Annotated in this window: 7 protein-coding genes and 1 pseudogene; 6 read left to right on the top strand and 2 right to left on the bottom strand. The window is 74.1% G+C overall.

All coding sequences use genetic code 11. From position 1 onward, the window contains the following. Positions 1 to 388: 388 nt before the first annotated feature. The gene (gndA, locus tag V7E45_RS33420; RefSeq protein WP_333777995.1) at positions 389 to 1,828 is read right to left on the bottom strand and encodes an NADP-dependent phosphogluconate dehydrogenase; all 1,440 of its coding nucleotides are present in this window, start codon (positions 1,826 to 1,828) and stop codon (positions 389 to 391) included. A gap of 282 nt (positions 1,829 to 2,110) precedes the next feature. On the opposite strand from gndA, the gene V7E45_RS33415 reads away from it, so the two are divergent. Further along, positions 2,111 to 3,310 carry a transglycosylase family protein gene (locus V7E45_RS33415; protein ID WP_333777994.1) on the top strand — a complete coding sequence of 400 codons (1,200 nt, stop codon included), beginning with the start codon at positions 2,111 to 2,113 and terminating at the stop codon, positions 3,308 to 3,310. 760 nt (positions 3,311 to 4,070) lie between these two features. On the opposite strand, the pseudogene V7E45_RS40765 reads toward V7E45_RS33415, so the two are convergent. Further along, positions 4,071 to 4,937: pseudogene (locus V7E45_RS40765) on the bottom strand (DMT family transporter); the annotation flags it as partial. Positions 4,938 to 5,166: 229 nt separating this feature from the next. On the opposite strand from V7E45_RS40765, the gene V7E45_RS33405 reads away from it, so the two are divergent. From V7E45_RS33405 to V7E45_RS33385, 5 genes are all read left to right on the top strand, one after another. Next, positions 5,167 to 6,060, top strand: a complete 894-nt coding sequence (locus V7E45_RS33405) for a (2Fe-2S)-binding protein (protein WP_333777997.1) — start codon at positions 5,167 to 5,169, stop codon at positions 6,058 to 6,060. A gap of 41 nt (positions 6,061 to 6,101) precedes the next feature. Next, positions 6,102 to 7,253, top strand: coding sequence for a glycogen synthase (gene glgA, locus V7E45_RS33400; RefSeq protein ID WP_333777992.1), 1,152 nt, complete (start codon positions 6,102 to 6,104; stop codon positions 7,251 to 7,253). A gap of 107 nt (positions 7,254 to 7,360) precedes the next feature. Continuing rightward, the gene (gene glgC, locus V7E45_RS33395; protein WP_443056319.1) at positions 7,361 to 8,560 is read left to right on the top strand and encodes a glucose-1-phosphate adenylyltransferase; all 1,200 of its coding nucleotides are present in this window, start codon (positions 7,361 to 7,363) and stop codon (positions 8,558 to 8,560) included. A 126-nt stretch (positions 8,561 to 8,686) separates the two neighbouring features. Next, positions 8,687 to 11,008 (top strand): GH92 family glycosyl hydrolase, encoded by a 2,322-nt coding sequence (locus tag V7E45_RS33390; protein ID WP_333777991.1) that lies wholly within the window; start codon positions 8,687 to 8,689, stop codon positions 11,006 to 11,008. Positions 11,009 to 11,227: 219 nt separating this feature from the next. Next, the gene (locus tag V7E45_RS33385) at positions 11,228 to 12,559 is read left to right on the top strand and encodes a wax ester/triacylglycerol synthase family O-acyltransferase (RefSeq protein ID WP_333777990.1); all 1,332 of its coding nucleotides are present in this window, start codon (positions 11,228 to 11,230) and stop codon (positions 12,557 to 12,559) included. Positions 12,560 to 12,847 lie beyond the last annotated feature (288 nt).

Below are 12,847 nucleotides of genomic sequence, written 5' to 3'. Positions count from 1 at the left end.
TCACCGGTGGGGGGGGCGGGGCGGGGGGCCCCCCCCCCGCCCCCCCCCCCCCCCCGGGTCGCCTTGGTCCCCCCCGCGCGCCGGGCCCGCCCGAGCCCTCGCCGTCCCCGATCCCGCCGGGGCCGGAACCCACACCGAGCCCCGAGCCGGGCCCGCCCCTCAGCTGAGCGGCCGGAGGAGGGGCCGAAGCCCCAGGGGCTCCGCAGCGAGCGGGACCGAGGGACCGGCGCCGGTCGACCCCCTCGGCCTCTCGGCACGGCTCGGCGGCACCGTCCGGATACGCAGACCGCCCCCTGTCCGCATACACAGACCGGCCCCCGCCCCACCCCCTGAACCGGGGAACGTGGGGAGGGGGCCGCCGCTTGCCGCCTTCGCGGAGCGCGGAGCGCTACGCCGGGACCTCCGACCGGTCCCCGCCCCACAGCGTGTGGAAGGAGCCGTCCCGGTCCACCCGGCGGTAGGTGTGGGCGCCGAAGAAGTCCCGCTGGCCCTGGGTGAGCGCCGCGGGCAGCCGCTGCGCGCGCAGCGCGTCGTAGTACGCCAGCGCCGCCGCGAAGCCGGGGGTCGGCACGCCCTGGCGGGTCGCCGCGACCAGCACCTCGCGCCAGTCGTCCTGCGCGGCGGCGATCTCCTGGGCGAACGTCTCGTCCGACAGCAGGCTCGGCAGGTCGGCCCGGGCGTCGTAGGCGGCCCGGATGCGGTCGAGGAAGGCCGCGCGGATGATGCAGCCACCGCGCCAGATGGCGGAGACGGCGCCCAGGTCGATGTCCCAGTCGTACTCCTCGCTGCCCGCGGCGATCTCGTGGAAGCCCTGCGTGTACGACACGATCTTCGACGCGTACAGCGCCTGCTCGACCCGGTCGGCGAAGGCCGCCGCCTCCGACTCGGACAGCGGGGACGGCTGCGGTCCCGCCAGGCCCCGCGAGGCCTCCCGCAGCGCCGCGTGGCCGGACAGGGAGCGGGCGAAGACCGCCTCCGCGATGCCCGAGACGGGCACGCCGAGGTCGAGCGCGATCTGCACCGTCCAGCGGCCGGTGCCCTTCTGCTCGGCCTGGTCGACCACCACGTCCACGAACGGCTTGCCGGTCGCCTCGTCCACGTGGGACAGGACCTCGGCGGTGATCTCGATCAGGTACGAGTCCAGCCGGCCCGTGTTCCAGGTGCGGAAGATGTCCGCGATCTGCGCGGGGGAGTACCCGGCGACGTCACGCAGCAGCTGGTAGGCCTCGCCGATCAGCTGCATGTCGGCGTACTCGATGCCGTTGTGCACCATCTTCACGAAGTGACCGGCGCCGTCCGGGCCCACGTGCGTGACGCACGGCGCGCCGTCGGCCGCCTTCGCGGAGATCTTCTCCAGCATCGGGCCCAGGGAGTCGTAGGACTCCCGCGGGCCGCCCGGCATGATGCTCGGCCCGTGCAGCGCGCCCTCCTCGCCGCCGGACACACCCATGCCGACGAAGTGGATGCCCCGCTCGCGCAGCGCCTTCTCCCGGCGGCGGGTGTCCGCGAAGTGCGCGTTGCCCCCGTCGATGATCATGTCGCCGGGCTCCAGCAGCGGCGCGAACTCCTCGATCACGGCATCCGTCGGGTCGCCGGCCTTGACCATGATGACGAGCCGGCGGGGACGCTCCAGGGCGGCCACGAACTCCTTGGCGGACTCGGCCAGGATGAAGTCCCCCTCGTCGCCGAACTCCTCCACCAGCGCCCGCGCCCGCGACACCGTGCGGTTGTGCACGGCGACCGTGTAGCCGTTGCGCGCGAAGTTCCGGGCGAGGTTGCGGCCCATGACCGCGAGTCCCGTGACGCCGATCTGCGCTGAAGTGCTCATACCGCATGCTCCCTAGCTGCCTCGTGACTACGGCTCCGTCAGTACGGGCCCTCGCCCATCCTGACGTGCCGCTACGGCGAGCGCACATCCGACCCGCCAGGCATGTGTACGCATGGAAGCCGCCGGTCGCCTCAGCGTCGCCGCAGCTCGCCGCCGATCCCCTCAAGAAGGGCCCGATACCGGCCACTTGCCCGCGTCGAGAGGCTGATTTCCCGTCTTGTCATGGCCTGTTCGCAGCGCTTACTTTTGCCGCTCCTGACGCATGCCGAGGGGATTTCGGACATGGCCGTACGCGGCCGGCATCGCCGGTACCAGCCGACCAGGATCAACCGCGCCTCACTCACCGTCACGGCGGGCGGTGCCGGACTCGCCATCCCGCTGGTCGCCACGGGCGTCGCCGACGCGGCCGACGCGTCGACCTGGAACAAGGTCGCCGCCTGCGAGTCCAGCGGCAACTGGAGCATCAACAGCGGCAACGGCTACTACGGCGGGCTGCAGTTCACCCAGTCCACCTGGGCGGCCTACGGCGGCACCCGGTACGCGCCGCGCGCCGACCTCGCCACCAGGGACCAGCAGATCGCGGTCGCCGAGAAGGTCCTGGACGGCCAGGGCCCCGGCGCCTGGCCGGTGTGCTCGGTGCGGGCCGGGCTGAACCGGGGCGGCGGCGCACCCGAACCGCACACGGACAGCGCCGGCTCGCACCCGGTGAGGACCACCTCCGTGCGGGACGTGCAGCCGCAGACGACCCCGCAGTCCCGCGCGGGCCGGGCCGAGATGTACACCGTGGTGCACGGCGACACGCTCTCCGGCATCGCGGGCGAGCAGCACGTGCGGGGCGGCTGGCGGCGGCTGTACGCGGGCAACCGCGCCACCATCGGTCCCGATCCCGACCTGATCCTGCCCGGTCAGCGGCTCGACCTGCGCCCCACCGCCTCGCCTGCGCCCGACCCGCACACCGGGGGCAAGCCCAAGACCCCGAAGAAGAAGCAGCCTTCGCAGAAGAAGGCGCCTTCGGAGAAGAAGACCCATCAGACGCACACGCACACGCACACCCACGCGCCCACGCACACCGACGGGCACACGCTCGTCGCCCCCGTGCACGCCGCCATCGGGACCGGGTACCACGTAGGGGGGTCGCACTGGTCGAAGGGCTACCACACGGGCATCGACTTCCTGGTGCCGACCGGGACCTCCGTCCACGCGGCGGCGGCCGGGCACGTGGTCGCCGCGGGCTGGGGAGGCTCCTACGGCTACCAGGTGGTGATCCGGCACGCGAACGGGCGCTACACCCAGTACGGGCACCTGTCCGCCATCTCCGTGCGCGCCGGGCAGAGTGTCTCCGCCGGTCAGCGCATGGGCCGCTCCGGGGCCACCGGGAACGTCACGGGCCCGCATCTGCACTTCGAGGTGCGGACGGGGCCCGGCTTCGGTTCGGACATCGACCCGCTCGCGTACCTGCGGGCCGGCGGCGTCAGGATCTGACCCGCGCGTACCGCTGCCGTTGCCGGTGCAGGACCGGCAGCGGCACGTAGAAGGTCGCGGACAGCGGGGTGTACGACGGCGGGAAGGCGAACACCGGGGCCGCCGCACCTGCCGCGTCCGCCGTGGCCGCCGCACCTGCCGCGCCCGCCGCGGGCACCGCGTCCTCGGGCCCGCGCGGGGTCCCCGGGCCACCGGGGGCCTCCGGCACGCTCGCGGTGTCCGGCCCGCCCAAGGTGTCCGGCACATCGGTATTGCCCGGACCAGCCGTGTTACCCGGAGCGCCTACGGTGTCCGGCGCGCCCACGGCCCCCGGTCCGCCCAGGGCTCCCCGCGCGCCCACGGCTCCCGGCACGTCCGCGGGCTCCGGCTCGGCCGCCGGCCCCTCCGCGAGGCCCGGAACACCTGCGGCTCCCGGGCCTCCCGCGTACTCGGTGGAGCCCGCGTACTCGGTGGAGCCCGCGTACCCGGTGGAGCCCGTGTAGCCGGGCAAGCCGGCGAACTCCGGGCCGATCCCCGCTGGGGCCGGATCTCCCGCGAATTCCGCCATCTCCGTCATCCGTACGACCTCGGTGGCCCACGCGATGCCGGCGATCTCCGCCAGTTCCGCGAGCTCGTCGGGGTCGGGCTCACCGATCTCCGCGAGCCCCGCGGAGTCCCGCCCGGACTCCGTCGCGGCCCCCCGCTGCCGGGGCACCGCCGCCAGCGCCTCCCGGGCCGCGAACCCGGACACCTGAGCCGCGTCGTCCGCCACCCACGCCGACGAGGGGACCACCCCCTCCCCGGGGACCGGCTCCCGCTCCGGTTCGAGCCGTTCCGTCGTCAGCAGGATCAGACCGCCGCAGGCCACCACGCCGCAGCCGAGGGCGAGCAGGGTGCCCGTGGTGCCGTAGCGGAACGTCTCACCGAACATCAGGATGCCGACCGCGGCGGCCAGCACCGGGTTGACCACGGTGAGCGTGGCCAGCGGCGCGGCCAGCCCGCCGCCCCGGTAGGAGGCCTGCGAGAGCAGCACGCCCGCGGTCGCGAACACGCCGATGACCGCCAGGGAGGGCAGGTCGCCGAGGCCGATCCCGGCGTCCCAGTCGACCGCGACGGTCTTGGTGAACACCGAGGACATGCCGAAGGCGATGCCGGCGGCGGTGGCCAGCAGCACACTGCGCACGGCGGGGTGCCGGTGCGCGGCCAGACCGGCCACCGTCAACGTCGCGACCGCCCCGCCGGTGACCAGCGCGACGGCCACCCGCTGGGCCGGGTCGAGGGAGTGGGTCCCGGCGGAGCCGACCACGGACAGCAGGCCGGCGAGGCCGACGGTGGCCATCACGGCGCCGCGCCAGGCGGTCGCCCCGGCCCTGCGGCCCACGCACAGCGCGGCAAGGGGCAGGGCGAAGACGATGGTCAGGGCGCCGAGCGGCTGCACGAGGCTGAGCGGGCCGTAGGCGAGCGCCACGACGTGCAGGACGCCGCCGAGCCCGTTCAGGCCCAGCGCCGCCCACCAGCCGGCCCGGCGCAGCGGCATGTACGACCCGCCGGGCGAGGACAGCGCCACCTGCTCCTGCACGATCGCCCCGCCCGCGTACGCCACGGCGGACACGAACGACAGCAGCACGGACAACGCGAGGGCGCTCATCGGCAGTTCCTTCGCGTGAGGCGGGACCCCTGGGCCCGGCGCGGCGTACGGTCGGCTTCCATGGTCCACACTCTGCCCGTTCGGGCCCTCCCCGTCGTCGTTCCTGAGCACGCAATGGGTCCTACTGCCGATGGAGTACGCGGGACGGCCGCTCATCCCCAAGGCGGGCGGCGGCGGCAGGGGAACCCAGGCTCCGGGGTGGCGGCGCGGCCTGGTAGTGATGCTCCTCGTGGACCTCGACCCGCACCTCGCCGCCCTCCGGCCGCTCGGCGGCTTCTTCGTCCTGCGCACCGGCGCGGGTGCCCGGCACCCGGCCGCCGTGCTCCCGCCCACCCTCGCGGAGACCTACGCGACGGCCGGGAAAGCCGCCACGGCCGCAACGGCCGCCCCATGGACGGCGGACGGGGCGACGGCGGCGGACGGCGCGACCCGCAACGCGCTGACCTCGCGGGTCGCCACGGTCGCGGACCGGCTCCGCACCGGTGAGGCGCGGGTCGCCGCCTCCATCGCCCACCAGGGGCTGGCCGCGCGCCTGTGGTCCACGGCCCTGGCGTGCGCCGCCCTGTACGGCCGGGTGCCCGATCTCGGCCCCGCGCTGCTGTGCTGGGACGGCGCCGCGCCCGCCCCGGACGACCTGTGGCTGACCGAGGTGCGGGAGGCGCCCGGGGGTCCGGGCGCCCTCGCGGAGACCGTGCTGCACGGCCATCTCCGTCCCCTAGGGGAAGCCCTGACGGCCCGGTACGGAGTCGCGGCCGGCCTGCTGTGGGGCAACGCCGGCTCGGCGCTCGCCGGCGCGGCCCGCGAACTGGACCGCTGGGCCCGCGTCCACGGCCGTACCGACGTGGCCGAGCGGACCCGCCTCCTGACCGATGGTCTTTTCGCCCACCCCCTGCTGCGCACCACCGGCACCCGTACCACCGGCCCCACAGCCGCCCGTACCACCGGCCCCACAGCCGCCCGTACCACCGGCACCGCGAGCGACCGCGCCACCGGCACCCGCACCGTCGCGGCCTTCCGCCGCCGCAGCTGCTGCCTGTACTACCGCGTCCCCGGCGGCGGAGTCTGCGGCGACTGCTGCTTCAGCCGCCCGCCGGGCTCTTCCCCGGGCGCCGCATCTGGGTGACCATGAAAGGGAACCTGTCGGCGAGACCAGGGAGTTGTCGGGTGCGAGTGGGACTGCTGACCCGGGAGTACCCGCCGGACGTGTACGGCGGCGCGGGCGTCCATGTGGAGTTCCTCGCCCGGGAGCTGAGCGCGCTGGTGGACCTCGAGGTGCACTGCTGGGGCGAGGGCCGCGGCGTCGGCGTGGTGCGCCACCGCCCCTGGGCCGTCCTCGACGGCTCCAACGACGCGCTGCGCACCTTCTCGGTCGACCTCTCCATCGCGGCCGCGCTCGAAGGCCGCGAACTCGTCCACTCCCACACCTGGTACGCCAACCTCGCCGGCCACCTCGCCAAACTGCTGTACGGCGTCCCGCACGTGGTGACCGCCCACTCGCTGGAGCCGCTGCGCCCCTGGAAGGCCGAGCAACTGGGCGGCGGGTACGCGCTGTCGAGCTGGACCGAGCGCACCGCCGTCGAGGCGGCCGACGCGGTGATCGCCGTCTCGGGTGCCATGCGCGAGGACATCCTCGCCTGCTACCCGGCGCTGGACCCGGCGCGGGTGCACGTCGTGCACAACGGCATCGACACCGCCCTGTACCGTCCGGACCACGGCACCGACGCGCTCGCCCGGCACGGCATCGACCCGAACCGTCCCTACGTGCTGTTCGTCGGCCGGATCACCCGGCAGAAGGGCGTCCCGCATCTGCTGCGCGCGGTGCGGGACATCGACCCGGGCGCCCAGGTGGTGCTGTGCGCGGGCGCCCCCGACACCCCCGAGATCGACCGCGAGTTCCGGGAGCTGCACGAGGAGCTGAGCCGGGTCCGCGAGGGCGTGTTCTGGATCCCGCAGATGCTGCCGCGCGCCGACGTCATCCAACTCCTCACCCGGGCGGCGGTGTTCGTGTGCCCCTCGGTGTACGAACCCCTCGGCATCGTCAACCTGGAGGCCATGGCCTGCGGCACGCCGGTCGTCGCCTCCGGCGTCGGCGGAATCCCCGAGGTCGTCGCCGACGGCCGTACTGGCCTGCTGGTCGACGTGGACGACGCCTTCGAGGCGAACCTCGCCCGGGCGCTGGACACCGTGCTCGGCGACCCGGACGCGGCCCGCCGGATGGGGGAGGCGGGACGGGTGCGCGCGGTCGAGGAGTTCGGCTGGGACGCGGTGGCCCGGCGCACCGCGGGACTGTACGAGGAGATCCTCAAGCAGGCTTAGTCCCGCGTGCTCGGGGCATCCATGGTGGAACCAGGGTGAGGGGAGCGGCCGTGCGTGGATGGGACTACCCCCGCGGGAGCGGTGTGGGCCGGGGCGGACGGCCCTCGGTGCTCGGGATCGTGCTGGCGGGCGGGGAGGGCAAGCGCCTGATGCCGCTCACCACGGACCGGGCCAAGCCCGCCGTCACCTTCGGCGGCACCTACCGGCTCGTCGACTTCGTGCTGTCCAACCTGGTGAACGCCGACGTCCTGCGCATCTGTGTGCTGACCCAGTACAAGTCGCACTCGCTGGACCGGCACATCACCACCACCTGGCGGATGTCCAGCCTGCTCGGCAACTACGTCACCCCGGTTCCGGCCCAGCAGCGCCTGGGCCCGCGCTGGTACCTGGGCAGCGCCGACGCCATCCTGCAGTCGCTGAACCTCGTGTACGACGAACAGCCGGAGTACGTGGCCGTGTTCGGCGCCGACCACGTCTACCGGATGGACCCGCGGCAGATGCTCGCCCAGCACATCGAGGGCGGCGCCGGGGTGACGGTGGCCGGCATCCGTGTGCCCCGCTCGGAGTCGTCGTCGTTCGGGGTGATCACCCCGGGCTCGGACGGGCGCACTGTCGAGCGCTTCCTGGAGAAGCCCGCGGACCCGCCCGGTCTCGCCGACGACCCCGAGTGCGTGTTCGCCTCGATGGGGAACTACATCTTCACCACCAAGGCGCTCATCGAGGCGCTGCAACGCGACGCCGAGGACGCGCAGTCCGTGCACGACATGGGCGGCTCGATCCTGCCGCAGCTCACGAGCCGCGGCGAGGCCCAGCTCTACGATTTCAGCGACAACCACGTGCCCGGCGAGACCAGCCGCGACCAGGGCTACTGGCGGGATGTCGGCACCCTCGACGCCTACCACGAGGCGCACATGGACCTGATCGCCGAGCGGCCCGCCTTCAACCTGTACAACCGTCAGTGGCCCACCTACACGCACTCCAACCAGCTCTCGCCGGCCCGGTTCAACGCGGGCGGCATCGCGAGCGAGTCCATCATCAGCGCGGGCTGCCTGATCCGCGGCCAGGTCACCCGGTCCGTGCTCTCGCCCGGCGTGCGGGTCGACCCGGGCGCGGTCGTGCAGGGCTCGGTGCTGCACGACAACGTGCACATCGGCCGGGGCGCGATCGTCCGCGGCGCCGTGCTGGACAAGAACGTCGAGGTGCCGCCGGGCGCGACGATCGGCGTCAACCCGGAGCGGGACGCCGAGCTGTACACCGTCTCCGAGGGCGGCGTGATCGCGCTCGGGAAGGGGCAGCGCGTGCCCTGACGCGCGCGCCGTCGGACGGCTCCCGCGCGCGACGCGCGCCGTATCACCCTCTCGGAATGCCCGGGTTCGCCTCGTTCGCCCGCCACGATGCAGGCAACGATGTCGAACCTTCGGAGGGAATCCGACATGAGAGGGACCCGGCGCACGCGGCTGTGCCTGGCCGGGGTGATGGCAGCGTCCGCGCTGATCGCCACCCCCGCCGCACGAGCCGCCGAGCGGACCGACGGCCACCTCACCGACCTGGTGAACCCCTTTATCGGGAGCCAGAACGAGGGCAACACCTTCCCCGGCGCGACCGTGCCCTTCGGCATGGTGCAGCTCTCCCCTGACACCGGGCACAGCACCGGCTACGACTACACCCAGAACCGCGTCCGCGGCTTCTCGCTGGTCCATCTCTCGGGCGTCGGCTGCCGGATCGGCGGCGACCTGCCCGTGCTGCCCACCACGGGCGAGGTGACCCAGACGGACTACGCACGCTACGCGGCGGGCTTCTCGCACGCCGACGAGCAGGCGAGCCCCGGCTACTACCGCGTCGGCCTCGACTCCGGCATCCGCGCCGAGCTGACCGCGACCGAGCGCACCGGGGTGCAGCGCTACACCTTCCCGGCCACCGGCCGGGCCAACGTCCTGCTGAACGCGGCCCAGGCGCTGCACAAGCCGGTCTCCAGCTCGGTCGAGATCCTCGACGACCACACCGTGCGCACCGAGATCACCGGCCACGGTTTCTGCCGTGACACCGGCCCGTACACCGTCTACACGATCACCCGGTTCAGCCGGCCGTTCACCGCCTACGGCACCTGGGACGGGGCGGCCGTCACAGCGGGCGCCCGCACCGGCCGGGGCGGCGCCTACGTCCGCTTCGACACGACGAAGGACCGTACCGTCGAGGCCACCACCGCCCTGTCGTACGTCGACGCGCGCGGCGCGGCCGTCAACCTGCGGGCCGGCGGCGGCCGGTCCTTCGACGCGGTACGGCGCCGGGCCCGCGAGGAGTGGGAGCGGCGGCTCGCCACCGTGCGCGTCCGGGGCGGCGACCCGACGCTGCGCCGCACCTTCTACTCGTCGCTGTACCGCTCGTTCCTCGCGCCCAACATCGGCAGCGACGCCGACGGCCGCTACACCGGCTGGGACCGCCGCGTCCACCGCGCGGAACGGTTCACGTACTACCAGAACTGGTCGCTGTGGGACACCTACCGCACCCAGGCCCAGCTGCTCGCGCTGCTCGCGCCGCGCGAGGCCCGCGACATGGCGCTGTCGGTGGTGAAGGTGGACGAGGACGGCGGCTGGCTGCCCAAGTGGGGCTACGGGCCGGTCGAGACGAACTGCATGAGCGGCGACCCGGTCACCCCCTTCCTGACCACCGCCTACCAGACGGGCCTGCTCAAGGGGTTCGAGGAGCGGGCCTACCGGGCGCTGCGCAAGAACGCCGACGGGGTGCCGCCCGCCGGCTACCCGGGCATCGGCCGGGAGGCCAACGCCGAGTACATCGCCCACGGCTACGCCCCCTTCGTCAAGGACCGCCCGCTGTCGAAGCTGGGCGACTCCGACTACCACCACGGCGCGTCCGTCACCCTGGAGTACGCGCTCGCCGACGCGGTGCTCGCCCAGATGGCCCGGGGTCTCGGCCACGACGCGGACGCCGCCCGCTACGCCGCACGGTCGCGCAACTACCGCACCCTCTTCGATCCCTCGACCGGCTTCTTCCGGGCCCGGGACGCCTCCGGCGCCTTCACCGGCCCGGCGGACCCGGCCCGCGGCACCGGCTTCCACGAGGGCACCGCCTGGCAGTACCAGTGGCTGGTGCCGCAGGACCTGCCCGGCATGATCGGCCTGATCGGCGGCGCACGCGCGGCCAACGAACGCCTGGACACCTTCTTCGCCTACGACCGGCTGCTGGCCGACCCGGCGCGCACGGCCCGCGAGGTGTGGGTGCACGGGGACGCGTACGACTACTACAACGCCGACAAGTACAACCCGATGAACGAGCCCGACCTCGTCGCGCCGTACACCTACCTGGCCACCGGGCAGCCCTGGAAGACCACGGACGTGGTGCACGCGGCGCTGACCCTCTTCACCGACGGTCCCACCGGCATGACCGGGAACGACGACCTCGGCACCATGTCCGCCTGGAACGTGCTGTCGTCGATCGGGCTCTTCCCGATCCAGCCCGGCTACAGCACCTGGGGCCTGTCCACGCCGGTGTTCGACCGTGTCGACCTCACGCTCGACCGCCGCTTCTGGCCGGGCGGCGGGCTCACGGTCACCGCACCCGGCACCTCCGCCGCCGACCGCTATGTCCAGGCGGTCCGCACGGACGGCAGGCCGCACACCCGGACCTATCTGACGACGGACGCACTGCGCTCCCTGCGCGACGTCGCGTTCACGGTCGGCCCGCGCCCGTCCGAGTGGGGTACGTCACCCCAGGCGGCGCCCCCGGTGCTGAAGTGACCTCAGGACTCATGTGTCCCGCCGCTCCCCGAGAGGCGGGACTTAATCTGCTGTTAACTGAGCGTAGCTTGATCGTACTTGACCGTAATCGCCCTCCGCGTCTTGACTGTTGTCCTGCACGACCGTTAGTCCCCGTCCTTGTCGCTCCCTCTCGCTCCCTCTCGCTCCCTCTCGCTCCCTCTCGCTCCCGCTCTCTTCCCGTCGACGCGAGGCAAGCCCTTGACTTCCGACCTGCTCGCTCCCCTCGACCTGGCCTTCTGGAACATGGAGTCCGACCGGCACCCGATGCACCTGGGCGCGCTCGGTGTCTTCGCCACGCACTCGCCCACGGCGGGCGCCCACGCCGCCGACCTGCTCGCCGCGCGGGCCGCCGCCGTGCCCGGGCTGCGCATGCGCATCCGGGACGTCTGGCAGCCGCTCGCCTTCGGGGGCGCCACCCGGGAGACCGACCCGGACTTCGACCCGCTGAACCACGTACGCCTGCACGCCCCGACCGCCGACTTCCACGGCGCGGCGGGGCGCCTGATGGAGCGTCCGCTGGAGCGCGGCCGGCCGCCGTGGGAGGCGCACGTGCTGCCCGGCGAGGACGGCGTCTCCTTCGCCGTGCTGTTCAAGTTCCACCACGCCCTCGCCGACGGCCTGCGCGCGCTCAAGCTCGCCGCCGGCGTGCTGGACCCGGTCGACCTGCCCGAACGCGGCCCGCGCCCCGTCGAGCCGCCGCGCGGCCTGCTCTCCGACATGCGCAGACTGCCCGCCCTCCTGCCCGGGCTGGTCAGGGGCGCCCTGTCGGACGCCGGCCGGGCCCTCGACATCGGCGCCTCGCTGGCCCGCTCGACCCTCGGCATGCGGCCCTCGTCGGCGCTGACCTCCGCGCCCAGCGGCACCCGCCGCACGGCCGGGGTGGTCCTGGACATCGACGACGTGCACCGCGTCCGCAAGAGCGTGGGCGGCACCGTCAACGACGTCCTCATCGCCGTCGTCGCCGGCGCCCTGCGCCGCTGGCTGGACGAGCGCGGCGACGGCAGCGAGGGGGTGGCGCCGCGCGCCCTCATCCCCGTCTCCCGGCGTCGGCCGCGCACCGCCCAGCCACAGGGCAACCGGCTCTCCGGCTACCTGATACGGCTTCCGGTCGACGACCCCGACCCGCTGCGCCGCCTCGACACCGTGCGCACCGCGATGGTCCGCAACAAGGACGCGGGCCCCGACCGGGGCGCCGGCGCCGTCGCCCTGCTCGCCGACCACGTGCCCGCGCTCGGCCACCGGCTCGGCGGCCCGCTGGTCGGCCAGGCAGCCCGGCTCTGGTTCGACATCCTCGTCACCAGCGTCCCGCTGCCCGGCCTCGGCCTCAGGCTCGGCGGCCACGACCTGACCGAGGTGTACCCGCTGGCCCCGCTGGCCCCCGGCCAGTCGCTCGCGGTCGCCATCTCCACGTACCGCGGCCACGTGCACTACGGCCTGGTGGCCGACGCCCAGGCCGTTCCGGACCTGGACGTCTTCGCCCGAGCGGTGTCGAAGGAGGTGGAAACCCTCCTCACGGCCTGCGACGCCTGACGCCCGGCACCGGGCCGGCACCCGATCCCGCCCTCCCGGCCGGCCGCCCCGGGGGCGCGCCCGGGTCCGGCTCCGGGTCAGTGCCGCCCGGCCGGCCTCGGGTGCCCGCCGCGTCGCGGGTCGGCCCGGTGCGCCTGCCCGCGTCGCCTGGACCCGGGTCGGCACAGGACCCCCGCGGCGGCGCCCGCACCGCCTGCGCCGCCCGCCTGTGTCGCCCAACCTTCCAGCCCAAGCCTCCCGCCTGTGCCGCCCGAGCGTCCCGCCTATGCCGCCTGAGCGTCCCGCCGC

Origin of the sequence: Streptomyces sp. IBSBF 3136 (assembly GCF_036815105.1) — a bacterium.
Taxonomy (GTDB): Bacteria; Actinomycetota; Actinomycetes; order Streptomycetales; family Streptomycetaceae; genus Streptomyces.
The sequence above is the reverse complement of the archived record's forward strand: the minus strand, read 5'-3'. Positions and strand labels throughout refer to the sequence as shown.

Coding starts and splice junctions, on each gene's coding strand:
- gndA (WP_333777995.1), bottom strand. CDS start 1,828: ATGAGCACTTCAGCGCAGATCGGCGTCACGGGACTCGCGGTCATGGGC.
- V7E45_RS33390 (WP_333777991.1), top strand. CDS start 8,687: ATGAGAGGGACCCGGCGCACGCGGCTGTGCCTGGCCGGGGTGATGGCA.
- V7E45_RS33415 (WP_333777994.1), top strand. CDS start 2,111: ATGGCCGTACGCGGCCGGCATCGCCGGTACCAGCCGACCAGGATCAAC.